This window comes from Anabaena sp. PCC 7108 (genome assembly GCF_000332135.1).
Lineage (GTDB): Bacteria > Cyanobacteriota > Cyanobacteriia > Cyanobacteriales > Nostocaceae > Anabaena.
On the sequence record NZ_KB235896.1, the window covers coordinates 1,919,065 to 1,945,527 of the forward strand.

The 26,463-nt window shown below is 39.2% G+C and carries 19 protein-coding genes; 6 read left to right on the plus strand and 13 right to left on the minus strand.

Features of this window, described 5'->3' with window-relative positions; all coding sequences use genetic code 11:
* Positions 1-8 precede the first annotated feature (8 nt).
* Positions 9-707 carry a Crp/Fnr family transcriptional regulator gene (locus ANA7108_RS0109545; RefSeq protein ID WP_016950559.1) on the minus strand — a complete coding sequence of 233 codons (699 nt, stop codon included), beginning with the start codon at positions 705-707 and terminating at the stop codon, positions 9-11.
* Between the two features lie 359 nt (positions 708-1,066).
* Between ANA7108_RS0109545 and ANA7108_RS0109550 the strand changes: the two genes are divergently transcribed.
* Entirely contained in the window at positions 1,067-5,281 is a 4,215-nt protein-coding gene (locus ANA7108_RS0109550) for a hypothetical protein (protein WP_016950560.1), read from the plus strand.
* 472 nt (positions 5,282-5,753) lie between these two features.
* Positions 5,754-6,419 carry a sugar transferase gene (locus tag ANA7108_RS0109555; RefSeq protein ID WP_237741505.1) on the plus strand — a complete coding sequence of 222 codons (666 nt, stop codon included), beginning with the start codon at positions 5,754-5,756 and terminating at the stop codon, positions 6,417-6,419.
* Between the two features lie 202 nt (positions 6,420-6,621).
* Here ANA7108_RS0109555 and ANA7108_RS0109560 read toward each other — a convergent pair whose 3' ends face one another.
* The 6 genes from ANA7108_RS0109560 to ANA7108_RS0109585 all read right to left on the minus strand — a co-directional run bounded on the left by ANA7108_RS0109560 (position 6,622) and on the right by ANA7108_RS0109585 (position 12,845).
* Positions 6,622-7,458, minus strand: a complete 837-nt coding sequence (locus ANA7108_RS0109560) for a carbohydrate ABC transporter permease (protein WP_016950562.1) — start codon at positions 7,456-7,458, stop codon at positions 6,622-6,624.
* Between the two features lie 30 nt (positions 7,459-7,488).
* On the minus strand, positions 7,489-8,052 hold the full coding sequence (locus ANA7108_RS0109565) for a 5-formyltetrahydrofolate cyclo-ligase (protein ID WP_369750741.1): 564 nt from the start codon (positions 8,050-8,052) through the stop codon (positions 7,489-7,491).
* Positions 8,053-8,260: 208 nt separating this feature from the next.
* Positions 8,261-9,205: a GDP-L-fucose synthase gene (locus ANA7108_RS0109570; protein WP_016950564.1), complete on the minus strand. Its 945-nt coding sequence runs from the start codon at positions 9,203-9,205 to the stop codon at positions 8,261-8,263.
* A gap of 25 nt (positions 9,206-9,230) precedes the next feature.
* Positions 9,231-10,310 (minus strand): GDP-mannose 4,6-dehydratase, encoded by a 1,080-nt coding sequence (gmd, locus tag ANA7108_RS0109575; protein ID WP_026104079.1) that lies wholly within the window; start codon positions 10,308-10,310, stop codon positions 9,231-9,233.
* A 520-nt stretch (positions 10,311-10,830) separates the two neighbouring features.
* Positions 10,831-11,589 carry a sugar transferase gene (locus tag ANA7108_RS0109580; protein ID WP_016950566.1) on the minus strand — a complete coding sequence of 253 codons (759 nt, stop codon included), beginning with the start codon at positions 11,587-11,589 and terminating at the stop codon, positions 10,831-10,833.
* A gap of 119 nt (positions 11,590-11,708) precedes the next feature.
* A complete protein-coding gene (locus tag ANA7108_RS0109585; protein ID WP_026104080.1) occupies positions 11,709-12,845 on the minus strand; it encodes a glycosyltransferase in 1,137 nt (378 codons plus the stop codon).
* Between the two features lie 193 nt (positions 12,846-13,038).
* Here ANA7108_RS0109585 and ANA7108_RS0109590 point away from each other — a divergent pair, with 193 nt between their 5' ends.
* Complete coding sequence (locus ANA7108_RS0109590; RefSeq protein WP_016950568.1) at positions 13,039-13,971, plus strand: NAD-dependent epimerase/dehydratase family protein; 933 nt, start codon at positions 13,039-13,041, stop codon at positions 13,969-13,971.
* A gap of 343 nt (positions 13,972-14,314) precedes the next feature.
* Here the strand turns inward: ANA7108_RS0109590 and pgsA are convergent, their stop codons facing one another.
* Positions 14,315-14,908, minus strand: a complete 594-nt coding sequence (gene pgsA, locus ANA7108_RS0109595; RefSeq protein ID WP_016950569.1) for a CDP-diacylglycerol--glycerol-3-phosphate 3-phosphatidyltransferase — start codon at positions 14,906-14,908, stop codon at positions 14,315-14,317.
* Positions 14,909-15,225: 317 nt separating this feature from the next.
* Here pgsA and ANA7108_RS0109600 point away from each other — a divergent pair, with 317 nt between their 5' ends.
* Entirely contained in the window at positions 15,226-15,615 is a 390-nt protein-coding gene (locus ANA7108_RS0109600) for a hypothetical protein (RefSeq protein ID WP_016950570.1), read from the plus strand.
* 279 nt (positions 15,616-15,894) lie between these two features.
* Here the strand turns inward: ANA7108_RS0109600 and ANA7108_RS0109605 are convergent, their stop codons facing one another.
* A complete protein-coding gene (locus ANA7108_RS0109605) occupies positions 15,895-18,954 on the minus strand; it encodes a hypothetical protein (RefSeq protein ID WP_016950571.1) in 3,060 nt (1,019 codons plus the stop codon).
* A 252-nt stretch (positions 18,955-19,206) separates the two neighbouring features.
* On the minus strand, positions 19,207-19,740 hold the full coding sequence (infC, locus tag ANA7108_RS0109610) for a translation initiation factor IF-3 (RefSeq protein ID WP_016950572.1): 534 nt from the start codon (positions 19,738-19,740) through the stop codon (positions 19,207-19,209).
* Positions 19,741-20,652: 912 nt separating this feature from the next.
* Between infC and ANA7108_RS0109615 the strand changes: the two genes are divergently transcribed.
* Positions 20,653-21,573, plus strand: coding sequence for an alpha/beta fold hydrolase (locus ANA7108_RS0109615; RefSeq protein WP_016950573.1), 921 nt, complete (start codon positions 20,653-20,655; stop codon positions 21,571-21,573).
* Positions 21,574-21,588: 15 nt separating this feature from the next.
* On the opposite strand, the gene ANA7108_RS0109620 is transcribed toward ANA7108_RS0109615, so the two are convergent.
* Positions 21,589-21,942 (minus strand): BON domain-containing protein, encoded by a 354-nt coding sequence (locus ANA7108_RS0109620; RefSeq protein ID WP_016950574.1) that lies wholly within the window; start codon positions 21,940-21,942, stop codon positions 21,589-21,591.
* 656 nt (positions 21,943-22,598) lie between these two features.
* Here ANA7108_RS0109620 and ilvN point away from each other — a divergent pair.
* Entirely contained in the window at positions 22,599-23,117 is a 519-nt protein-coding gene (gene ilvN / locus ANA7108_RS0109625; protein WP_016950575.1) for an acetolactate synthase small subunit, read from the plus strand.
* A gap of 74 nt (positions 23,118-23,191) precedes the next feature.
* Here the strand turns inward: ilvN and ANA7108_RS0109630 are convergent, their stop codons facing one another.
* Both ANA7108_RS0109630 and ANA7108_RS0109635 read right to left on the minus strand, forming a co-directional pair.
* Positions 23,192-25,333: a pentapeptide repeat-containing protein gene (locus tag ANA7108_RS0109630; RefSeq protein WP_016950576.1), complete on the minus strand. Its 2,142-nt coding sequence runs from the start codon at positions 25,331-25,333 to the stop codon at positions 23,192-23,194.
* 94 nt (positions 25,334-25,427) lie between these two features.
* Positions 25,428-26,429, minus strand: a complete 1,002-nt coding sequence (locus tag ANA7108_RS0109635) for a zinc-dependent alcohol dehydrogenase family protein (protein ID WP_016950577.1) — start codon at positions 26,427-26,429, stop codon at positions 25,428-25,430.
* Positions 26,430-26,463: the final 34 nt, after the last annotated feature.

A 26,463-nucleotide genomic window follows, 5' to 3' on the forward strand; every position in this document is an offset into this window, starting at 1 on the left:
ACAAGATGTTAAATTATCATTTTTTCCAAAGCCGACAAATCGGGAATACACATTAAATCTTGATCCCGTACAATCAAGCCTTTTTTTTCCAACCTTGTCAATACTCGTGTCACAGTTTCCCGTGCCAGTCCACTCAAACTACTCAATTCTCGGTGAGGTAAATTGGGAATTTCTGTGCCTGTTTGCCCTCTTTTACCCTGTCCTTCTGCTAAGAATAGCAAAGTATCTGCCACCCGTGATTGACTATCCGATTCCCGCAGACGTAATCGCCGATTTACTTGCCGTAATCGCCGTGCCATTAATTGCGCCAATCTCAGTCCCGCTAAAGGTTCTGTGTGCAGTAACTTGACAAAATCTTGAGCAGGCATACTGCCAATCATCGTCGGAGTTAAAGTAATCACATCAGTAGAACGAGGAACTTCATCTAGTGCTGCCATTTCCCCAAATAATTCCCCTTGTCCAATAATATTTAGTGTGACTTCTTTACCTTCTAAATTGTATGTACGGATTTTCACCCATCCATCTACGACAAAATATACAGAACCACCCCAGTCATTTTCTAGCAGGATCACTTGATTGGCTGGGTGAGTACGGGTTACAAGATGGGTGAGGGCTTTTTCAACAATAGACTCAGGCAACCCTTCAAAAAAGGGTGCTGAAGTGATCCAAGTATGAGCGGTTGTCTGTAAGCTATATCGATCTTCCATTAGCAAATATTTATTAAAGCTGCTATCAACACAATAAGCAAGATCGCTGTTTTAAAAATAAGCTATCAAATAACAGCCGCTTTAAAAGAGGAAACTAAACTATGTTACACAAGAAAACGACAATATAGTTTTTTCTCAGCAATCTTCATCTTATCCATAAATTTCCATGATCGGTGATTACTTACCTCCAGTGCAGCATAACAAAAATAAATATTAACCCTGACGATGCAGTTGCATCTCTCAGTAATTCATCACATAATTGCCGTCAGAAGTCAGAGCAATAACTTTTGCCACTGAGAACTTCAGTAATTGTGAATACCATAAAAATCAAAGTACATTTCTAGCTAAGGTAATTTAACGTGACTTCCCGTGTAGATGAAATTCACAAACTAATCGCAGATATTGACAACTTACTTGCCAACAGTGGCAACCGCTTGACAAAACTACTGTCTGGTCAGGGATCGGAAGACAGAGAAGTTTTACACCGAGTTCGTGACTTTCTGATGAAACTCACTGATACTGAGGTATCTGAAGACAGCACACCTCAGCAATCTGCGACACAACCGCTATCATCTCTGTTGGCGCGATTTGTGGAGCAGGAGAATAATCAATCAGCATCATATTCTGATCAAATCCAACAGGAACAGAGCAGTGTTGTTGCTGGACAATTAAAAGATCAACTTTCGGTCTTGTTTGAACCCTTACAAGCAGAATTATCAGGACTGTTACAAGAAAGAGCGACTCTTGTACAAGAAATTAGGCAGCTAGAACAAAAGCGATTGCAAAACTACTCGTTAACGCAGCAGTTAGCAAATCAAGAGCAGATAATTGCCGAATTTTTACAAGTGCTAATAAATCGCCTAGTACCCAGTCTAACACCACATTTGAAACAAACCGTTTCTCATCCTCCTAGTTCTGCCACCGATGACCAGAACCAGAATTTAGAAGTCGCAACTGCCGCCATACCATCTAGTTTAGAATCAGCAGAAGGGTTAGACCGATTAGCTAGTCTGGCGAGAGATTTGGATCAACGCTTGTTGTCACTAGATGGAACTGTTAATGTTGTCTTTGGCTCTCTAGAGCGTAACATCAATACCTATCATCAGTCTCTATCCCAAGCGCTGGCAAGAATGCACAGCCAGGGGATGCAAGGTGAACAGTTGATGGTCAACTTTCTGAATAATTTGACTCAGTATTTACAACAACAATCCCTAGATCCCCAGCCTTTATTTTCTGGGGTAGATACTGACTTAGAGGTACAGCGAGTTTCGACTAGTTCTGAAATAGTAAGTCAACCTTCACCATTAATCCAGTTAGAAAATAACTCTTCATTTCATGCTGCTGCAATAGAAGACTCTACGACTGTGGAAAATCTGGATGCAGTACTGTCATATCTTACCAGCGATGAGTTTCTAGATTCAAACCCTGCTGTTACGACTTCAGAGGAATTACAGTCAGAGGGTGTTGAAGAAAGTCTAGATGCAGTACTTTCAGAAATTACCATAGATGATTCTGTCACTTCTACCTCAGAGGGTGTTGAAGAAAGTCTAGATGCAGTACTTTCAGAAATTACCATAGATGATTCCGTAACTTCCACCTCAGAGGAATTACAGTTAGAGAGTGTTGAAGAAAGTCTAGATGCAGTACTTTCAGAAATTGCCATAGATGATTCTGTCACTTCCACCTCAGAGGAATTACAGTTAGAGACTCCTAATGCAGTAGATCAACTTTACGCGAGTTTGTTTGGCACTGAAAATTCTACTATTTTCAGAGAGTCGATTGCTCCACCAATGATCACACCTGAGTTATCGGCTCCAGAAATAACGGAAACTCCCAATATTTCAGAACAGAGCCACAATCCCATGACAGAATTCTCTGATGCTCTCATAGATTCCACAGAGTCATCATCTGAGTTATGGGAAAGCTTGTTGTTAACGGAGGATACACAATCGGAAGCTGAAGTTACCACCACAGATACTGCTTCCATAGAACTCGACTCTTTACCAGATCGGACTGATACGATTACAGTTCTTACTGATTTACTAGTTGATGCCAGCAGTGACCAACAAGTTTTAGATGTGTTACCTCTTGAGGATAGTTTAGAAGTTACAACTGCGGAAACTCTCATCATGTCCTCATCAATCGAGGTGCAAACAGAGGAACAGGATTTACTTGTATCTGGTTACACGGCTGCTTCACCACAGGAAAATTTATTGTCTCTGGAAAATAATGAAGCAAAAATTGTTCCAGAAATTGTTCTAGACGAAGAGCAGTTGCAACAATTAAATCGAGATCTAGCGGATTTTGATTGGCAGTTAAATTCTGCCTCAGCATCTCCTATTAACTCAGAAAGGTTGCCAAATTCTCTCGATACAGTTGTAAAGATAACTGAAGAGCCTAACAACCAACCAGTAGAAAATACAGCAACAGTTGCTGTTCCTGATCTGGATCTTCCTCAATTGGAAGTTGGGCTAGATTTGAATCAGACAACTGAAAAAAAAACGGAAGTCACAATTTTTTTCCAGGATGCTTCTTTGCCTACCAGTAACAATTTGAATCTTACTGCTGATGTGGCAGTCACAGACCTGGATTCAATTTGGTATTTAGGAATTGATTTGGGTACGACTGGAATTTCTGCGACACTTTTGAATCGTTCCAGATCCGTTGTTTATCCTATCTACTGGTCAGCACAAACTCAAATAGGCGAAACTGTTTTTGATCAATCATTTCGCTTACCTGCAGAAGTTTACCTACCTACAGTTTCTATACCTCACACAGAGACTATTGAGCAGACAACACCTGCGGCTGTCGCTAAGGATAAAGTCTCTGATAATCTGGTTCAAAATTCTCCCCTACATGAATCGCCAGAAGAACCAAAGCCTCATCTTTATTCAACACATTTAAAGCCTTACTTACACGTAGCTATACCTTACAAGAATACCCAGCAAAAATGGGAACCTGTGTTGCAGTTAAATGAATTTTCAGCCGGACCGTTGATTTGGGTAGTGCGATCGCTCTCTAAACTATTATTAACTCTCAAATCTGATCAAACTAGTACTACTCCAGCTTTAATTGCTCATGCTGTAGGCATAGATACACAAACTTTCTCTCATATCATCAATAACGTTGCGGGTGTTGTTTGTACTTGTCCCACTAATTGGTTAGAACAATATCGCTTTAATGTGCGGGAAGCTATTCTTACCAGTAAACTTGTCTCCCATGCCCAACAAGTATTTTTTGTTGAGGAAGCGATCGCTAGTTTACTCCCAGAACTTGATAGCATCGATTCTCAACCAGTCCAAGTCAGTGACAATCAGGGCTTGCGTCCTTTAAAAACTAGCGAACATCCAATGCAGGGTAACACTCTAGCACTTAATATTGGCGCAACCTCTACAGAAATGGCACTGGTTGATTTACCAACTGACTTAGGCCAATTAACATACAGGGATTTTATGCTCCACAGTTTTGCCTATGCTGGTCAGGGCATTGAGCAGGATATTATCTGTCAGTTACTACTACCACCAAAATCTCGTCAACCTCGTGACCAAGCGCAAATTAACAGTAATCCTACTCAAAGACATTGGCAACCCTCTATTACTGGTTTAGATCAGATGCACTTGTCTAGTTTGGGGTTGGAAGCATTGGAACTACCGCGAGTTGGGGAACCGGATATTGCTGCTCGTCTTCGCTTCCAGCAGCGGTTAGAAAGTTCTCTATTAGGACAAGCACTGTTAGAAGCTGCTACTGCTCTAAAACTGATTTTGCAACATCAAGAATCTTTTACCCTAGAATTAGCTGATGAGTTATGGGTCTTACAGCGACGAGACTTAGAAAGCCAAGTATTCGTTCCTTATGTTCGTCGTCTCAACCGCGAACTCAATAAATTATTAGTAGCTCGTGGTATCCCTACAGAAGCTGTTAATCAAGCGATTCTCTCTGGTGGAGTTGCTTCTGTGGGTACAGTCAATCGTTGGTTAAGACAAAAACTCCCTAACGCTAAGATTATTCAGGATTTATATCTGGGTGAAAACGGCTCTCCTAATTGTAGTCGGGTTGCCTATGGACTAGCTATGTTGCCTCTATATCACCAGGTTTTAGAAATACCTAGGCAACAGTACACGGATTATTTCCTGTTTACTGAATTGCTCAAGCTTTTACCTGATAGTTCCCGTGGTGAGGTTATACGTTCCCTATCTTTTGGTGAAGTTCTGCAATTATTTGAAAGTCGCGGTATCAATACCCGCACTTGTCAACAACGATTACTGGCTTTTTTGGAAGGTGAACTACCTGCTGGTTTAATACCTTCTGTTCTCTCGGAAACTCTACCTAAAGATGCTGTGAGAATGCCTTTAGATTCTATTTGGTTGACCAAAAGCTCTCAGGAAAATCCAGATTATCAAGCGATCGCCTCTGCACCACTTTTTGAAAAACAAGGAAATCTTACTTATCGACCGAATTCTCAGCAACTTTTGTCTCTGCGCCACTATCTTGATGCTATCAAAGCCAGTAGTCTGCAATCATTAGAGGAACCATATACAGTTAATTTTGCCGTAACTGCACATCCAAAACATTAATTCTCTAAAAAAAACATCCTCCATAAGACATAAATAAAAGGATGTATAACGAGATGTCTAATGAACATTAACTGAACTATACGCCTACTTGAGAGTAAAAACACATTCTACTTAAAAGTGGGCGTATATTTTTACTGAACTTAATTCTCGTATACTAAGTATACTACTCAGAAACAGCAAGATTTATAACTCTATTAAGAGTTTTAAACAGCTGACTACTGTTCCCGTAGAATGTTGTAGCCACTAGCTAATTGCTGACTGATACAGATAAAAAACATCAAAACTTTAAAATACCCTGGCTTAATTAAAAGATTGTATGAATTTCTATATTTTTGCTTTTTGGGGTATGAAAAATTACTTATAATTAATTTAAATTTAAACTCTGAGATTTGTTTTCGTTTCTAAAAGATGCAAAAGACAAACGTAAATTGTGTCCCTGTCTACTCTTAAAAATAAAACCAAAAGTTACACTGTGGCTAATTTAAGTGTTCTGAACCATCTGACTGTAATTGATGTATCATCACAGTCCCTCCATCCATCAACTACTAGTACTACTAAAAGATTAATTGATATTCTTGGAGCCATTGTTGGCTTAATAATTGCATTTTTAGTCGCACTTCCCATAGCAATTGTCACTTTATTTAGTGATCCAGGTCCCATACTATATTCCCAAATCCGCTGTGGTTTAAATGGACGCAACTTTCGGATCTGGAAGTTCCGTTCCATGATCATTAATGCCGATAAACTGAAGTCTCTAGTCAAAAATCAAGCTCAAGGTCACATTTTTAAATCTACTGATGATCCTCGGATTACTCCTTTAGGTAAGTTTTTACGACGCAGTAGCTTAGACGAATTACCTCAATTTTGGAATGTTTTAATGGGAGATATGAGCATAGTTGGCACTCGTCCACCTACTCCTGATGAAGTAATTCACTATGAACCACATCATTGGGATAGATTGCGCGTTAAACCAGGCATTACTGGAGAGTGGCAGACTCATGGTCGTTCTCAAATCAAAGACTTTGAAACTATTGTCAATATGGATTTAGATTATCAACGTAAGTGGTCTATCACTTATGATTTGATGCTCATGTTTAAGACTATTTGGGTAGTTTTAAACAGAAGTGGTGCTTATTAAAAAATTACAAAAGAAGGGAACAGGGAACAGGGAACAGGGAACAAATAAAAAACTAAAGTTTAAGAGTTTAAAGCTCAGTCAAAAAAAAGGATGTTTTTTGAGATGCGTAGCACGAAAAAAACAGTGTCATTATTTCAATCTCATGTTTTTAAACATGAGTTTTTTCTGTTAAGAGTTGCTTCCTGTTCCCTCTGAAAGAATATTAACCCTTGACACCACTACCACTATCAGTTGGTACAATGTACCTCTGTAAAAATAAAAATAATAGCAACACTGGAGCAATAGAAATTACTGAACCAGCCGCTACTAATCGCCAATCTAAAGAAAACGTACCGGCAAGTTTAGCAACTCCCAAGGGTAAAGTATATAAACTTTCATCTTGGATAACAATTAAAGGCCATAAAAAGTCACTCCAAGCGCCAATAAATACAAAAATAGCTAGGGTTATTAGTGCTGGACGAATAGCAGGTAACATTATATGCCACCACAATTCTAGTTCTGAACTGCCATCTAAACGGGCAGCTTCTTCTATTTCCTTAGGCACGCCCATAAAAGCCTGCCGCAATAAAAAAATACCGAAGGCAGATGCTAAACTGGGGAAAATTATCCCTAAATAACTATTTCTCAACCCTAACTGCACTGTCAAAATATATAAGGGAATCATCACGATTTGGAAAGGAATCATGATTGTCGAAACCATACCAATAAAAATTCCGTCTCGTCCTACAAACGATAATCTGGCTAAGGGATAAGCCGCTAAAGCACAAAATAATAGATTTAATCCCACGGTTAGCACAGCTACCAATAGACTATTATATAGGTACTGACCAAATGGTAAAGATTCCCACACCCTAGAGAAGTTGTTAAATGTGGGTTGGCTGGGTAATAACTGCGGCGGTGATTGTAGGATGTTTTCTGTTGGTGATTTTAAGGCTGTGCTAATTAGCCATAACAAAGGGAAGAGTGTAAATAGTGCGATCGCTCCTAGTATTCCATAAATTAATAACGTTTGCAGCCGTGAATTTTTTAAGTTCAGCATTTTAATTTTTAATTTTTAATTTTTAATTGTTCAACTCCTCATCAACCCATTTTCTGTCACCACACCTTGTAAAGGCTGATCCCAACTATCTACAGGGAGTTGGGATAAATAGGCAAAATCAAAAACTACCCCCATAGTAGGTTTTTTAGACCCATCAGGAGAACTCAAAAACCGGTCATAATATCCCCCACCATAACCCAAGCGATAGCCTTGTACATCACAACCTACACAGGGAACAAGAATTAAATCTACTTCATTCATATCAATTATTTGCGCTTCTGGATGTGGTTCAGGAATACCATAAGCACCTGCATTAATAACATCATCAGGTTGCCAAAAATGCCAAACTAGGGATTTACCAACACAACGGGGAAAACTCCAGCGTTTTTCTGAGTTAGTAAAAAGTAAACTCAGGTCAGGTTCTTGTCGAAAGCTGAAAAAAGCGAGAATGGTAGTAGATTCAGTAAATAATAGCGAGTTTTGTAAATTAGAGGAAATGCGATCGCTCTTTTCTTTCCACTCTGATAATGTCATTGATTGACGCTTTTTGAGCAGAGTGCGGCGGAGTTCTGTCTTCTTTGACGGGGAATTAATTTTTGGCAATGTCCAATTTTAATGTTGCTGTTGTTTTTATTCTAGTCAAGCAAAAACCTGATGGAGTTAATTAAATCAAGTATTTTTTTAGGGTAATACTGTACTTAAAAATTCGGGGAGATTTAGACCCATAAGGGTAATGCAACCTCCCCAGATTTCAAAACCTTAATTCTTTCTTAGGTACTTATAGGCGCTCAGTCCACTGAAATTATTCAGCATTTTGACGGTACCAGTCGATGGTATTTTTTAGCCCTTGTTCAAAGCTAACTTGAGCAGTAAATCCAAAGGCTTGGTTTGCTTTTTCGATATCCAAACAACGACGGGGTTGTCCATTTGGCTGGTCAGTTTCCCAAACAATTTCACCTTCATACTCCATCAATTCTGCAATTAAAGTAATTAGGTTTTTGATCGATATTTCATAACCAGTTCCCAAATTAACTGGTTCAGAATCGTTATAGAATTTTGTACCCATGACAATACCCCGTGCGGCATCGGTAGAATACAAAAATTCACGGGTAGGAGAACCGTCACCCCAAACAGGAAGTTGTTTTTCTCCCTTAATTTGAGCTTCGTGAACTTTGCGAATTAACGCCGGAATGACATGAGAACTGCTGGGGTTAAAATTATCTTCAGGTCCATATAAATTCACGGGCAGCAAGTAAATACCGTTAAAGCCATACTGCTGGCGGTAAGATTGCAATTGGACTAAAAGAGCTTTCTTAGCGACTCCATAGGGAGCATTTGTTTCTTCTGGATAGCCATTCCACAAATCTTCTTCTTTAAATGGGACTGGAGTAAATTTGGGATAAGCGCAGATAGTACCCACACAAACAAATTTTTCTAAACCCACTTGATAGGCAGCATGGATTAGCTGGGTTCCCATGATCAAGTTATCGTAGAATAACTCGGCAGGTTTTTCGCGGTTTAGTCCAATACCGCCTACATGAGCTGCTAAGTGAATGACAATATCTTGCTGATCAACAGCACGTTGGCAATTTTCCCAAACTCGCAAATCACAATCATGCGATCGCGGTACTGTAATTTTCTCACGGTCTGCCCCGAACTGACACAGCTGATCTATCACCTGACGACCTAGAAACCCCGACCCACCAGTAACCAGAATTCGTTTGTTTTGTAGTTCTAAGACAGTCATATTTTTATCCTTGGCAAAGTTTGAATCAAAAGTGGAGAGTGCCTAGTTCCTGACGAATAGTAGCAATATCACGGGGGTGTTGTGAACCATTACCATTGGGAGACTTGCAACCTAACGCTTGTAAGTCACCTTCTACCATCAAAGCTACAAGTTCTTTAAACGTTACTGAAGGTTTCCAACCTAATATTTGCTGCGCTTTAGTAGGGTCACCAATTAACAAATCCACTTCAGATGGGCGCAGATAACGCTCGTCAAACTCGACATAATCTTCCCATTTGAGATCCACATAACCAAATGCCAATTCCAAAAACTCTTTGACAGAGTGAGTTTCCCCAGTCGCAATCACGTAATCATCTGGCTTGTCTTGCTGCAACATCAACCACATTGCTTTTACATAATCTTTGGCATAACCCCAGTCTCGCTTGGCATCTAAATTGCCCATATAAATATTTTTCTGTTTACCAGCAAAGATGCGAGCGACAGCTCTAGTGATTTTCCGAGTCACAAAGGTTTCACCTCGACGTGGTGATTCATGGTTAAACAGAATTCCATTGCAGGCAAATAAGTCGTAAGATTCACGATAATTCACTGTTTGCCAGTGGGCATAAACTTTAGCACAAGCATAGGGACTGCGGGGATAAAAGGGAGTTGTCTCACTTTGTGGTACGGCTTGGACTAAACCATACATTTCCGAAGAACCGGCTTGGTAGAATCTGACTTGAATTCCTGTGCGTTGTTGATAGTCACGGATAGCTTCTAATAAACGTAGGGTTCCCATCCCTACTGCATCTACTGTGTATTCTGGTGAATCAAAGCTGACTCTAACGTGAGATTGAGCGCCCAAATTATAAATTTCTGTAGGCTTGACTTCTTCTAAAATCCGGCGCAAGGTAGTACCGTCTGTCAAGTCACCATAGTGAAGTAATAACTTTACCCCTTCTTTATGAGGATCTTCATAAATATGATCAATGCGGTCTGTATTAAAGGTGGAAGTGCGACGAATAATACCGTGAACTTCATAGCCTTGTTCTAGTAAAAACTCACTTAGGTAAGAACCATCTTGACCAGTGATACCAGTAATCAACGCTCGCTTTGGTTGCATCATACCCAATTACCCCTTTTTGTTGTAAATGTTATTGAAGATAGGAAAGTTACAGTCCATCTGAGATAAAGTAACAGCTAATGGCTAAAATTGTCTAATAATAAACCTAAAAGTCTGAGTTGATATCTCATGGCAAATGTAACCTATTATACTTTATTCAAAGTATTTTAACAAGTTTAGATAATTTTTATGTAAATCAAAATTATTGGTATAAATTTATATTTATGCAAATCTTTATCAAAATTTTATTGATTATTGGTTTTTGTGAAGCTTGTGCAAAAGGTGGTAAGTAAGTGAGGGTGAATATTTATCGTTAGAATCAGGCCAGATGTAGAAGGTTTGAGTAACATTCATTTTTGTTCATTGATCAAAAAAGTCTTCCCATCTTTGTGTCAGCCCTAATTATAAGTCTTTAAATAGAAACAATATAAATTAAAAATCAAGTAAAACCGACTTGTGATAATAAGCAGAACAGCTTATCTGTAGAGCAACTCACGCCCCCAGATAAGCTATGAGTCTTTTCCTAGTATGCTCCGTTATTTTTGGGCATTATGACAACATCAATGGTTTTTAAGATGATCCATAAATCTAGCCAAAAATTCCTAAACTTGACATAGTGCAGATCTATTTGGACTCTCCGGGGGTAAGGAATATCATTACGTCCAGACACCTGCCATAATCCAGTAATTCCCGGACGGATGATTAAAATCTGATCAATATGACAACCATATTTTGGTAATTCTTCCGCTACTAAGGGGCGGGGACCAACAACACTCATATCCCCCGTTAAAACGTTCCAAAACTGGGGAAATTCGTCCAAGCTGGTAATTCGCAAGAAATGACCAATTTTGGTAATCCGGGGGTCTTTTTTGAGCTTAAAAGTACTGGAAAATTCTTGACGCAACTCTGGGGATGTTTCCATCATTTGGACGAGAATTTCGTCTGCATTGCTGACCATCGTGCGGAATTTAATACAATTAAATCGGCGATAGTTTTTACCAACTCTTTCTTGAACATAAAAAATCGGACCTTCTGAACTGACAGCAATCAGTAAGGCCAAAATTATGTAAAGGGGGAAAAACAAGATCAAGACCGACAGTGAAAACACAATATCAAACAGTCGTTTGGCAAACTCTCCGTTTAAACCCTGAAAAGACAAACCTCTAGGTTGTACCTTTGGCGGTTTAGTTTTTTTACCACGTTTTGCTAAAGTATGCGTCGAAGCATTGGCATCTTTACGTGGGTATCGCTTGCCGGAGAGGAGTGAGCTCTGGGCAGTCATCATACTCCTTAATAATCCACACCACACATAGTCCCGATCTTAAAGCTAAAAGGCAGTGATTCTGGGTAAAAATTCCCAAAAGCCTAGAAAAGAAATACAGAAATGTAGACTATTTAATCTCAAGAGGGTCTTTTTTCTTGACATTGATACAAAAAATCTAGATAGCGCTCTGCGAAGACTTGTCTAGAAAACTGGGTAGAGTGTAATCGTATATACTCATAATTAAAAAGATCCTGATAGACTTCAAACTTTTCTACTGCCTCCACTAAAGCTGCTACTGTTTGTGATCTGAAAAAGATACCTGTACCTGTGTCTACACAGGTACGAATATCTTGTACAGTCTCTAAAGCACCTCCGGCACCATACGCAATGACCGGAGTTCCACAAGCTTGAGCCTCAACTAGGGCAATGCCAAAATCTTCACAAGCTGCATACACAAATGCTTTAGCACGAGCCATGTATTTTTTGACTATATCATCGGGTTGCCATCCCAGTATTTGGATATGAGGATTTGCTATCTCACGCAGCTTTTTCATTTCGGGGCCTGTGCCAATCACCACCAATGGTCGTTTTAGTTGATTAAAAGCTTGAACAATCAAGGATACTTGTTTATAACTCACTAATCGGGAAACGATCAGATAAAAATCCTCTTTGTCAGCTAAAAAAGGACAATTTTCGATATTTACAGGTGGGTAAATGACTTCTGCTTCTCGCCGATAGCAACGCCAAATCCGCCTAGCTGTATGCTGTGAGTTGGCAATGAAGTAATCAACACGGTTGGCACTCAATACATCCCATTGACGCAAACTATGCAAGAGATATCTTGTCATCCATCCAATCCAGCCTTTTCCTAGTTTGCTCTGGTCTAGATAATCAAAAGTCAAGTCCCAAGCATAGCGCATTGGGCTATGACAATAACAGATGTGTAATTGGTCAGGAGTAGTGAGGATTCCTTTGGCGACTGCATGAGATGAAGACAGAATTACGTCATACTGCCGCAAATCTAATTGTTCGATGGCTAATGGTAACAAAGGCAAATACTTTTGTATACCTTTTTGGGCTAATGGGAAGTGTTGGAGAAATGTTGTCCCAATCTGATGTTTGTATAAATAACTTTCAGGATTACTGGATTCAAAATCTATGAGCGCATACAAATCAGCTTCAATGTGATTTAAAATTTCCTGGACAACGAGTTCTGAACCACCTGTGGCTTTAGGTGTCAGCCACTCATGAATAAGAGCATATTTCAAGGACACTGTTAATGTAGGGGGCAAGGGGCAGGGGTAGAAGCTATTGAGTTTTCAATTTCGATTTGATGAGGAAGCCGATGGTTCTTGATTAAACAGAAGATGCAATCCTAGCAAAGATGTTCCAAGATGATGCTGCAACCTGATAACCTCAAAGACGAGGGTGATGAAAGAAAATAACTGACATAGGAATTGGGGTTTTATGCGAATTCTGATTATTGGTGGTACTCGGTTTATTGGTGTGTATCTGACTCAGCTATTGCTGGAAACTGGACATGAGGTGGTGTTTTTTAATCGTGGTAATTCTCCAGCACCAATGGGAGTAGGACAAATTATAGGCGATCGCACTGACTCTAGCCAATTAAAAGCTAAGTTATCACCAGAAAATTTTGATGTGATTTTTGATAATAACGGTCGGGAACTGGCAGATACTCAGCCACTGGCAGAAATTTTTCAAGGACGAGTTCAACATTTTGTCTATATGAGTTCTGCTGGAGTATATCTTAAATCTGACCAAATGCCTCATCTAGAGGGTGATGCTGTCGATCCTAAGAGTCGTCACAAGGGTAAGCATGAAACGGAAGCTTACTTGCAACAATCGGGAATTCCTTTTACTTCTATTCGTCCCACTTATATTTACGGACCGAAGAACTATAACGAGTTGGAAGGCTGGTTTTTTGATAGAATTGTCCGCGATCGCCCGATTCCTATTCCCGGTAATGGAATGCATATCACTCAGCTAGGCCATGTCAAGGATTTAGCCCAAGCCATGACTCAGGTCATCGGTAACGAAAATGCTATCCAGAAGATTTATAATATCTCTGGCGATCGCTTTGTGACTTTTGATGGTTTAGCTCGTGCTTGTGCTGTGGCTGCTGGTAAATCAGCAGATGATCTGAAAATTGTCCATTATGACCCGAAAAAGTTTGATTTCGGTAAACGAAAAGCTTTTCCCATGCGAGTACAACACTTTTTTGCATCGGTAACTAAAGCGCAAATAGAATTAGACTGGCAACCTCAATATGATTTAATTTCTGGGCTGAAAGATTCTTTGGAAAATGATTATTTTCTCTCTGGGCGGGATAAATTAGAGCTAGATTTTTCTGTAGATGAAGAGATTTTAACTAATTCGTAATTCGTAATTCGTAATTCGTAATTCGTAATTCGTAATTCGTAATTCGTAATTCGTAATTCGTAATTCGTAATTCGTAATTCGTAATTCGTAATTCGTAATTCGTAATTCGTAATTCGTAATTCGTAATTCGTAATTCGTAATTCGTAATTCGTAATTCGTAATTCGTAATTCGTAATTCGTAATTCGTAATTCGTAATTCGTAATTCGTAATTCGTAATTCGTAATTCGTAATTCGTAATTCGTAATTCGTAATTCGTAAACAGGGAACACGGAGATATGGGAACACGGAGATATGGGAAAAGAAGACAATCTCTCTTTCTCACCGCGTCTCCCCATCACCGCGTCACCGCGTCCTCTTCTTCCCCATCACCGTGTCTCCGCGTCCCCGTGTCCCCGCGTCCCCGTGTCCCCGCGTCCCCGCGTCATCTAGTTGATTATTTGCAGGTATCAGATAAATTACACCTGATATGACGGTAAAAAAGACAGATACCCAGAAGGCAATTAAAGCTGGCTTTTGCCAAACTGGTGATAAAGGTGCAATGAGTAGGGATATGGCCACTATTTGACTAACTGTTTTCAGTTTTCCCCAAATATTTGCACCAGTGATAGTTGTTTGATTGACTCGCCAACCTGCGATCGCTATTTCCCGTGCTAAAATTACAAATACTCCCCAAGCAGGAATTTTTCCTAATTCCACTAATACTAATAATGGTGCTAACACCAACAATTTATCTACTAAAGGATCAAGAAATTTTCCTAATTCGCTAATTTGGTTAAGTTTTCTGGCTAAATATCCATCTAACCAATCGGTTAAAGCGGCAATTACAAATATTGTTAAACATATCCACCTGGCTTCACTTGTGGGATTATATAAACCGTAAAGTAAAAATGGTATTCCCAGAAGACGAGAGAAAGTAATCCAGTTAGGTAAAGTCATAAATACAGCACACCATTCATAAAATTCTGTTAGATTTACCTATTATCAATAAAAACGGTCAAAAAGTACAGGTGAAAGTTACGACTCTGAGCAGGTATGAAGACTTTACATATGATGTCAAAATTAGTTTAAATCCCAAGCAAAATAGTCAGTTTACCAAATTATTCCTTTCGATATACATTCATCCTATCACAAGCAAAACTATCGACAGAGATAGCGTAAATTTTATTTTGCTAAACCTATAATTGAAACCTTGTGAATACTCTTGAGGCATTTGACTCAATACTAGAAATATCATATACAGCAAGGTAAGTAATATGCATATTGATCAGATATTGCAACAAAAGGTATTAGCAAATACGACTACGAATCAGTTACTTCGCCGCGATATTCCACAGGATCAGGTACAACAGGATGGAGTAAATCTCACGGATTTAGCAATATCTTTAAGTCCTTTGAGCTTTATCTTGATTTGGGCTATTTTTCTGGTTATTTTGCAAAAAACCCGTTCTCATTTAGACAACAAGATAGTTTTTACTATTAATGGGTTGCAGAAAGTCCCTTGTAAAAACTGTAAATTTTTTTCCAATAACCATTATCTTAAGTGTGCTGTACAGCCAGATATTGTTCTCACGGAAGAGGCTATACATTGTTCTGAATACTGCCCTAGAAAAGTTAAATTTTCCGTAAATCAATTCTTTAATTAAGTCCAATTTTGGTGTCTTTGTTTCATATCAAGTTGGGCTAATTGCGGATAAAAAATTTTCCTTATACCCATGTTAGCCTTAATGATAAGTATATCTCTAAGGACAAGCTCAAGCGAAAAACCTGACAATTAATTAATTACAAAAAAAGGGAACAGGGAACTCTTAACAGGGAACAGATAAGAAACTTTAGTTCTGAGTTTAAAGCTCAGTCAAAAAAAGGATATTTTTACAAGGAGAGTGACACGAAAAAAACAGTGTCATTATTTCAATCTCATGTTTTTAAACATGAGTTTTTCCTGTTCCCTGTTGCCCGTTCCCTGTTCCCTCTGAATTTGGTGATTGATTATATTTCTCTATCAACTCCTTCACTTGAGCCATAACAAGTGGGTGTGGATCTGTTTGCAAGTGAGGGAGAATTTCTTGAATTACTCGCTGGGAAACTACACTCAAGTAGGAAATTGCCGCTTCTCTAACAAAACCTGTTGGATGGCGCAAATTTGCCAAAATTTCTGTGGTTGTCAGTCGAATATAACCAGCTTGAGCAAAATGAAAACAACAAGCTAAACACCAATCAGAAAGAAGATTTCGCTGATTAATTAGCTTACATAACCGTTCATTGACTGAAATATTTTCATATTGCCAAAACCCGGCATCGACAAGATACTTGAGCTTTTCTTGTTGTGGTCGTCGATCTAAAATGTTGAGCAATAGAGACTTGCAAGGCAAACTCACCGTATGGTCTAATATTTCTAACCCTCGTGCTAAATTCACCAACGATTGAGATTGAAGATGAAAAGCTGCGGCTTGCATTTTTTCTGCGGGGTAAAGCAGTTTCAATAAGAGTAACAATCGGTCTTTGACATCTAACTCTAATTCTAGAAGTGAGCGTTGCAGTAACTGCCCAATAGTCAAAATCCTCTCATTTCCTTGATAATATTCTAGAGAGTCTAGATTTTGAAAGTCTAGGTAAGCTGCATAAATCTCACCTAACAATCTTAATTCTTGCTCAACTAAAACTTCAACTCGACTTTCATAAAACCGATCTACAACACTTGTATTTTTTGCTTGTTGCTGAATTTTCAGTAAACTGCGGAGGATATAGTCTTTAGTAGTACCCCAGGATATTTCCAAATGTAGCCATAAAGTTTCTAATGCTTCTGGTGTGGGGATTTGAGCAATTGTCCGCCAAGCGTACATTCGCACAACTTCTGGTTTGTAAATATTTGTAGCTAGTTTTAATAGCATTGGAATGGCTTCATTTTCCAGACTCACCAAGCACTGCATAGCTGTAGTGCGAGTAGATTTGTAGTAAAGTGCTGCCAGCAGTGATGGATAGTATTCCTCTAAATTAGTGGCAGCAATCATTTCTAAGACAGCACAGCGTACTCGTAATGAGTCATCCTGCAATAAGTTGGGGAGGTGAACCCGTAGCGCTTGTAGGTAAACCACTTCTCTGAGCGCTCTGACTCCATTTACTCGTTCTCGTTCTAGTTTGTGGGTGAGCATCCGGCGCATAGTTGTGGTAGCTGCTGCCTGTTGCATGGATGTTCCCTGACGCAACAGTAAGGCGGCAGCCGTAGCGCGAATCAGTGAATGGTGTCGCGGTTGCAGATATTCTTCGAGAAGGCTTAAATTGGGATTTTCCTCAGCCAGCCACACGTAACGCATCGCCAAAGCAAATACTTCTGGATCTACTGTTCCTTGGGGTTGATCTAACAATAGACGGACTTCAGGCACGTACAGGGGTCTTGCACCTGCTTTGAGCATGACTTCTAGGCTTTGCGCTTGTAAATCTGGGGGTAACTTCAGTAGCAGGGGTGCTAAAACTTCTCCTGCTCCGGGAAGATCGATTTGCACTAAAAGTTCCAAGCAAGAGCGTTTATCGGCTGTAGTTCCTGTTTCTGTTTCTACTAAAGCTTTGACTATTCCTTGCTTGAAGGCACGTAAACCAACTGTGGAAGCACTTAATCCGCCTCTTTCTGCACTTAAGACTAATACATCAACATAGCGCGATCGCAATTCCCACACTACTTTTAAACAAGCCGCTGCTACAATTACGGTTTCGCCGATTAATATCCACTTTTGTAGTGGTTCAGGAATGAATTTTTTGGAGATAAATATAGTTCCAAAAATTACTGCTCCTGTTATACCTGAGGCGATCGCTTCGGCTGTACCACTGGATAAGGCCTGCATTCGGCTGCGAATCCGCTCAGGAATCGGTTGATAAAGTGCTGGACCACTACTAATCACAAAGGTATAACGCAGCAGTTCATCGCAAAATTTGAGACTGATTAAACCCCAGAAAAATCCTGGTTGTTCAATGGCTGGAAATAAGTTGAGAAGGGAAATTACCCCTGGTAATAAAAAGCCGACAGTAATTGGTAAGAGTGCCGCTGTGAAAAACACACCAACTTTTTCAATCAGTCGGCTAGAAATGAACCACTGAGTCACTAATTCACACAGTCCGACAATGCCACCAAATACACCCAAAAAGCTGGCTAATTGTTGTTCACCTAAACTAGAATTGAGTTCGCGTAGATACTGAAAATCTATTAACAGTCCAATGACTTGTAACAGGGCAAAAAAAGCAAATAATTGCCAAACGTAGCGTTTTAGGGGAGTTTCTAGGCGGCGGTGTCGAGAGGCTTGTTCTTCGGTGATGTGCCGTTGGGGAGTGTGGGGAAATGCTGTGGGATATTTATAAGTTAAATAAAATAAAATTACTGAACCTAAAAGAACAACAATACAAGCAATGAGAATGACTTGATTTAAATTGGCGAATTTGAGTAACCAAGGTAAACTAAACCCACTAATTACGTCGGCTACTAATATGCCACTACTGACTAATGGGTAAGTGCGTTTAATCTCACGAATGTTGAATAGTTGATTGGCAACAATAGAGGTGTTAAGGTCATTGACTACATAACAAGCATCTACCCATAACCTCAAGAGAAAGATGATAATTACTGCCACGTAGGGAATATGTATACCCCGATGTAATACTACTAATAACAATAAGGGCATGACCATCCCTGGTGCGATCGCCACAATCACCGCACGCAAGGGAAAAACTTTTTGTAACCAAGAATATAAAACTACCAGTCCCGCACCTGTGACTGCACTGGCAATATAAATCCAGGGTAGTTGTCCAGCACCATATTCATCTAAAAACATGGCTACAGTGCTATCCTCAGCCCACCTCAATCCCACGGATACAATTGTATAGAAGGCAAACATCATCCAAGTGCGTTCAACTTCTTCTGGTCGAAGATTCACCCACTTAAGTAATCGTGCCAAAACGCCTTTATTGGTAGTTAACCAGTGATTTTTTAATTCCATGCAGTTTTAATTTCTGGGGTAATCACAACGCAATGGCTAAGTAATTAGAATAACAGTAACTGAATAACAAAAATCCTGAACAACTGAGTATTATCTTTCCCACTCAGATGTCAGGACTATCATTTTTAGATAAATTTACAAGAATCTTGATCTGAATGAGCGTTTGGGGTCTGAAAACAATATACCTGATTTAAACACAGTCACTATTATTACCTGATATACCCAGCGCTCAAAACTATTTTGCTCAGAGGATTATTTTTTGGGAGAAATCAGCATCATCATATTTCGCCCTTCTTTCTTTGGGGCTTGCTGTAGTTCACCAAATGGCTCTAAATCTGTTGCCATTCGCTTAAGCAACTCCTCTGCTAAATCACTGTGTTGGATTTCTCGACCCCGGAACATCACAGTAGCTTTGACTTTATCACCATCTTTAAGGAAGCGTTCTGCTTGTTTAACGCGCACATTGTAGTCATGTTCTTCTATTTTGTAGCGCATCTTCACTTCCTTGACATCAGCCGTGTGCTGCTTCTTCCGGGCTTCCCGCGCTTTTTTCTCCTGCTCAAATTTATATTTACCGTAGTCCATGATTCGACATACAGGCGGATCAGCTTTGTCACTGAGTAGCACCAGATCTAGTTCTTTGTCTTCTGCTAGTTGTAGCGCTTCCTGTGGAGTGATAATTCCCAGTTGTGCGCCATCAGTGTCAATGACCCGAATTTTCGGGAAGCGAATCCGTTCGTTAATTTGGGGCAGATCGCGAGTTCTTTTTTTCTCAATCACAGGCATTATGATTTTTGGGAGCTTTTTAGTTAAGGATTGGGCTTGGTCTTGGTTTACTTAGTTTTGGTTGTTATGCCCCGACAGGCAAAATACACAAATGACTCACAACTGAACAAGGAGTCTATATTCTCTAGGATAGCGAATCCAGACAATAGTTGGATTGTCTGTTAAGTAGGTTGGCGTTAAAAATTGTCGTTATGACCAGGGAATAGGGAAAGGAAAACAGAGAAAAGGTTTTGGGCAACTTTACTTTTTGTTACATATTACTTTCCGAGAAGCCGCTCTGTGTCTACGGTTTTTTTCTGCTCACCTACTTATATTTCTCATTCTACTCACTTTGATATAATTTCCGATACAAAAAGCTAACTAATACTAACAAAAGCCAGCTTTTTTTCCTGCTTCACCCTAAAAGTGTCGGCACTGTCTAGTCCACAGGCTTTAAGATTGGGTGTATCTCACCCTACTATTAAGTATTTAGGTTTGGTTATCACCTAAAATATTTATCAATAATAGCATTTTTCTCTGTGCTGTCTCAATTTTTTCTGTCAACGAGTGGTCAGTGAGCCTGTGGTCACTGAGCTTGTCGAAGTGTCGAACTGTAGAGATAAATTTTGATTAAATGTGAGCATCTGTTAGCTTTTGCTAGTAAAATACTAACTAGCTGTTAACCCTACAATAGTTAATCTAAATCATATAATTTCAGCTAATATTTAGATATCATTACACGTTTGGTAAAGACTTTGACATTTTACCAATTAACAAATATTTCTTATCTCTGGGCTAAATGTATAAACAGGTTATCAAAAAAATTGTAACATATAATATTACATTGGACTCAAACAGTAATATATCTTGCATAACCACCGCTGCTAAAATTGAAATTGGTAGTGTTTCCAAGCTCATGAGTTGGAGGAATCTGTGACCACTGCGTTATCTTGGCAGCAGCGGGTTGGTAATCAAAGAGACTGGGTTTGGCGGGGTTGGCAAATCCGCTATACTTACATTCGTCCTCGTCAAAATCATCAAAACAAAATACCATTAATTTTGCTGCATGGCTTCGGTGCTTCCATTGGTCATTGGCGACATAATTTAGAGGTGTTAGGCGAATATCATACAGTGTACGCTCTAGATATGCTAGGTTTTGGCGCTTCGGAAAAAGTCCCAGCTAATTACAGCGTCGAACTTTGGGTAGAACAGGTTTACGACTTTTGGAAAGCATTTATAGGTCAACCAGTAATATTGGTAGGCAATTCTACTGGTTCACTGATTTCTATAGTTGCTGCTGCTGCCCATCCTGATATGGTGCAGGGTATGGTAATTATGAGTTTGCCAGATCCGACTTTGGAACAAGAACTCCTTCCCGCTTTTTTGCACCCAGTCGTCAGAGGAATAAAAGGTATTGTTGCTTCTGGTGTGATTTTGAAACCACTTTTTAATCTGGTACGGCGACCAGGCGTGCTGCGACGCTGGGCTAGTCTTGCTTATGCTAACCCAGAAGCTATCACCGATGAACTCATAGAAATTCTCGCTGGACCACCTCAAGACAGAGGTTCTACCCGTGCTTTTATTGCTCTCTTTAAAGCTTCAATTGGTATTAACTTTAGTCCCAGTGTCAAGAAAATATTACCAAACTTAACAATTCCTATCCTATTAATTTGGGGGAAAAAAGATAAATTTGTTCCCCCCGTTTTGGCTAGTGAATTTGCTCGGTATAACGAGAAATTAGAACTACTGTATTTAGAAGATGTTGGTCACTGCCCCCATGATGAATCACCAGAACAGGTTAACAAGGTGATTTTGAATTGGATTAAAAAAACAGTTCTGAGTGCTGAGTTTTGAGTGCTGAGTGCAGTACTAGCTAATTTCTACTTGACTAGTGTCAACAGATGTGCTGCCATTTACAGCACGAGCTACAGCAATCATCTTGTTGAGAATATCCTGACTAGGAACTTTACCTTTTAGTACCACAGTGCCGCTTGTTTGAGCAACCCAGAGGGTATCAACATCATCAAGTTGGGGATCTTCGTCAAACGCCAATGCTACCCGTTTGGCTAAACCGCTTTGGTCATATTCTCCATTCAATCCTAGACGTTCTGGAGGAACTGTTTGAGTATTAGTATCCGCACCTTCTGGTACTGCTTTGGGAGTCGGATTGACTTGTGCATTTTCCGGTTGTTGCATCCCAAAAAGTCTTTGTAACCAACCCATAAACAATTATCTCCTGGCGATAAGGTTTGTCAAATCAAAGTAAGTATAAACTTTGGAAAAAAAATGAGCATCTACCGCTAAAAGGATATTTACTTACAAATATTCCTAATCAGTTTATTTTTTATTAGGACTTACGCAAGTGTCACACTAAAAATCTGTTGTAGGGTGTGGTTCGGCAAGCTCACCAACCACGTCAGATATCAACAATCTGTTTATTTGCAGGATTTATGCAGTCTGACGCACCCTACAATGTGCCAGTTGCGTAAGTCCTGTTTATGTCCGGTTTTCATAATTGTCAAATCTAGTTCAATACCTTGTCCAAATTGGAAAAAGCCTTGATTTGTAGCGACTGTTGGGTTGTGGAACGTAAACGTATCCCTGCGGGACACTGCGTGAACGCGGAGCAATCAGCATGAAACCAAACAAATGCGTTGGGTTGTGCTGTCTCTTAACCAAACCTACTGAAAATTGACAAGGTATTGCTAATTACGAGATATTTCTTAAATAAATACTTTGACAAATATCATCTGAGGATGCAATAAGTGTATTATAGTAAAGGATTAGACCGAAAATTCACTGTGGTAGTAAGTCTAGCGCAGCCGTCAGTAACTCAGGTCTGCGTTAATCTCATGCTCCCCTAGCCTCTGTTGGCGAAAATGAAACATACTCTTTCTGTTCTTGTAGAAGATGAAGCGGGGGTTCTCTCCCGTATTTCCAGTTTATTTGCTCGTCGTGGCTTTAATATTGAAAGCCTTGCTGTTGGTCCGGCTGAACAGGGAGGTGTTTCTCGAATTACAATGGTTGTACCTGGTGACGATCGCGTAATTGAGCAACTCACTAAACAATTATACAAGTTAGTTAATGTCCTCAAAGTACTGGATATTACCGAAACTCCTTGTGTAGAAAGGGAATTGATGCTTGTGAAAGTGAATGCTACTAGCAGCAATCGTTCAGAAGTAATCGAAATATCTCAGATTTTTCGAGCTAGAGTTGTGGATGTGGCGGAAGATTCTTTGACTTTGGAAGTCGTGGGAGATCCTGGTAAAATGGTGGCAATTGTGCAAGTGCTGCAAAAGTTTGGTTTGAGGGAAATTGCCCGCACAGGTAAAATTTCGTTACCTCGTGAATCTGGTGTTAATACTGAATTGCTTAAATCTTTGGAAGCAAAAGTTTAGTTTCAGATGGTAAAATAAGCCTCACGCAAAGACGCAAAGGTTTTTCGTGTCTTTGCGTCTTGTTGATGAAAAAATTACTTTAAATAAAGCAGCAAATTTAATCCGGGAATTGTGCGGGAGAGAGTCCACAAAACCAGTGTGATGTAAAGTAAACCTAAACTCCATTGATACCAAGCCAGTGTAGCGATAATTCCGGGTAAATGTTCATCTCTTAACCGAATGTCGTTAAATCCTAACCGCACTAGATTATTTAAACTAAAATCATAGTAATTAAGCCAATTCCAACGCTGATTCCATAATAAAGGCATATATCTTTCGCGGAATGTAGGATTTCTAGGAATGACTGGTAAACGTCCAATTAATAATCTTAATTGTCGTAAAGTTCCATCTTCAGTAAAGTAGGAAGTATTCATTAAATCGTGATAACGTCCTTGTTGATAAAGTCGCCATAATAAAATGACAGGAATGGGAACTATAATAATAAATAGACAACCTAAAGTCAGCCAAGGCTGTTCAGTATTATGAAATATTCCTAAGAAGCTAAAAAATGCTAAACAGCTAAAGCTAGTGAATATGGAAATTGTTTCGTAAGATGTGGGAATGATGGGAACAGGACGCAGACGACGGTAACGGTCTATTAACCAAAATAATAAACCAAAATAAGAGATAGCTAATCCTCCCACGCCAAATACTAACCAAAGATTGGTTCCATAGCCACTTAATAACAGCAGTACACTCAACAACAACCAGTTAACAGCTTGAATTAACCATCCTCCTAGGGATATAGGTTCACTTGCAGCCAAGCGATCACTTAGTTTATGATAGGTTTCTGCATCAATATTTGCTAACGTTAGTAATTCAATATTATTACGAAATATTTTTATTAACCGACGTTCTTTAATTTCTTCGGCTTGGGTGGGAGAAAAACCGAGATTAATTAAACTAACAACGGAAGCATTATTAATATTTGTTGCTACTAAACGTTGACTTAATTCTATTAATTTTAGTCGTTGTTTTGTATATTCTAGTTGATTTGCATCAGGAATTTGCTGCTGCTGACGGAAATTTTGTCCCAAATTTCGCAAAATATTTTGATTACCTTGTAATGTAGGTACACAAAACTTTTTGCCAATTTCCCCAGGATTCCCCAATATTTTCGCTTGATTAGAATTAAAAATCAAGCCAGGTACATTTAAAAATGCGGTTGCTGCAAATCTAGTATCACTAAAATCAGCTTGGTTGAGAATACTTGCACCTTGCAAATCTACAGATTCATTAAATTCTGTTTCTCGAAAAGTTACAGATTGTTGAAAATTAGCTTCTTTCAATAAAAGAAATTGAGAAAAATCAGATTTATTAAATTGTGCTTGATTTGTAAATATTGCATCCGAAAAATCAGCTATTTCTTGCCAATAAGTACTATTAAATTTAGCTAATTCCTGAAATTGGGCTTGATTAAAGCTGGCATTTTTAGCAAAAATACTACCTTGAAAATTAGTAACTTCTTTAAAAGTCACTTTCTTAAAACTAGCCTTATCAAAAAAAATGCTTCCCTGAAAATTACTGACTTGATGAAAAATCGCAGAATTAAAACTAACTGGACGGCTGAATCTGGTTTCATTCCAGTTAGTCTCTTTGAGAAACTTCGCCCCTTGAGTATCTATAGATTGAAGAAAAAAAGTATTAGGAAATTGTACCTCTCCATTAAATCGAGTTTCTACAAAAGTCAAAGCACCGCGAAAGACAGAAATTTCACTGGAAGTATTTGACTGATAATCTAAAAGTGATTTGCAATCTTTAGAATTAGGAAAAGCAATTGCTAAAGATTGCAAACATACCAAACGTAAGTTTTCTAATTGTTCTTGTTCAGTAGTAGTGAAAATTGGTGCTATGGCTTGAAAATAAAGCGGAGTCCTTAAACCCAAATCTGTACCAATAAAATCCCCCTGAACTAAAGAATAACTCAAATCTAAACCCAAAGGTTTCGCACCATTTCTTTGCAGTTCTTTTCGTAAAGTTTGATAGAATTCCGCCTGAAAATTAGCATTTTCTGGACGTAAATCAATTACCATTTGTCGCAAATCAATTGTTAAATTACCTGCTGTTAAAATAGGACTCTTAATTCGTTCTTGTAATAACTCTAGAGTTAAAGGTATACGTTCTGGTTGTGCTGCGAAAGCCGGAAAAGGGAGAAAGAGTAAAACGCAGAGTAACACAAAGAAAAGCGCAGAGTAACACGGAGAAACTTGGCGAAACTCTGCGTTTAAACTCTGCGAAACTCTGCGTTTAAAAAATAGATTATGCAATTTTCTAGTTATCGTTAATTAGTAGAACAACTTTACCTGTAATGGAGCCATTTTCCAATAATTGGTGAGCATTTGCAGCTGCTTTGAGGGGAAATGTATTGCTAACTTGGATTTTTAACTTATTTTCATCTATCCAAGTGGCGCATTGTTGGAGAATTTCACCATGATGTTGAAGTGCTTCGATATTTCCTAACAGCATTGGTGTTAACATCAATTCAAAACCAATGCGAAGATTTTTGTTTCTTGCAACTTTCCAAACTGTATTAGCTTTGGGTTCGAGAATAGTAACAATATCGCCATAAGTCCGCACTGCGGGGAAAGTTTTATCGAAAATTTCCCCACCGACAGTATCAAAAGCTAAGTCTACACCTTCGCCGTTTGTCCAATTTAAGGTAGCTTGAACAAAATCAGTTTCTTTGTAAAAGATTACTTTGTCAGCACCGAGTTGAGTTACCAAATCTGCTTTTTCTTGAGAACTCACGGTAGTAGCGACATTTGCGCCTTTGAGTTTAGCTAATTGAATAGCGACATGACCAACGCCACCAGCACCAGCGTGAATTAAAACTTTGTCTCCTGGTTCGAGTCTACCTCTTTCATATAATCCCTCCCAAGCAGTGATTAAAACCAAAGGTGCTGCTGCTGCTTCCGCAAAAGAAATTGATTTAGGTTTAGAGGCAACAAATCTTTCATCAACAGTGGTATATTCGGCGTAATTTCCTTGGTGTGCGCCTAAACCGCCATAACAAAAATATACTTCATCTCCGGGTTGAAATTTTTGGACATTAGCACCGATAGCTTCAACGATACCCGCACCATCACATCCTAATATAGCTGGCATTTGTTCGGGGTAAAATGTACCTCGTTTCCGCAATTTGGTATCTAAGGGATTAATCCCAGCGGCTACTAAGCGGACTAAAAGTTCTGTATTTCCCGGTGTGGGTTTAGGAACTTCTTGTAATTGGAGAACTTCGGGATTCCCCGCTGCTGTCATTAAGACTGCTTGCATGATTATTTTTCTCCTAAGATAGAATGACAGAAAA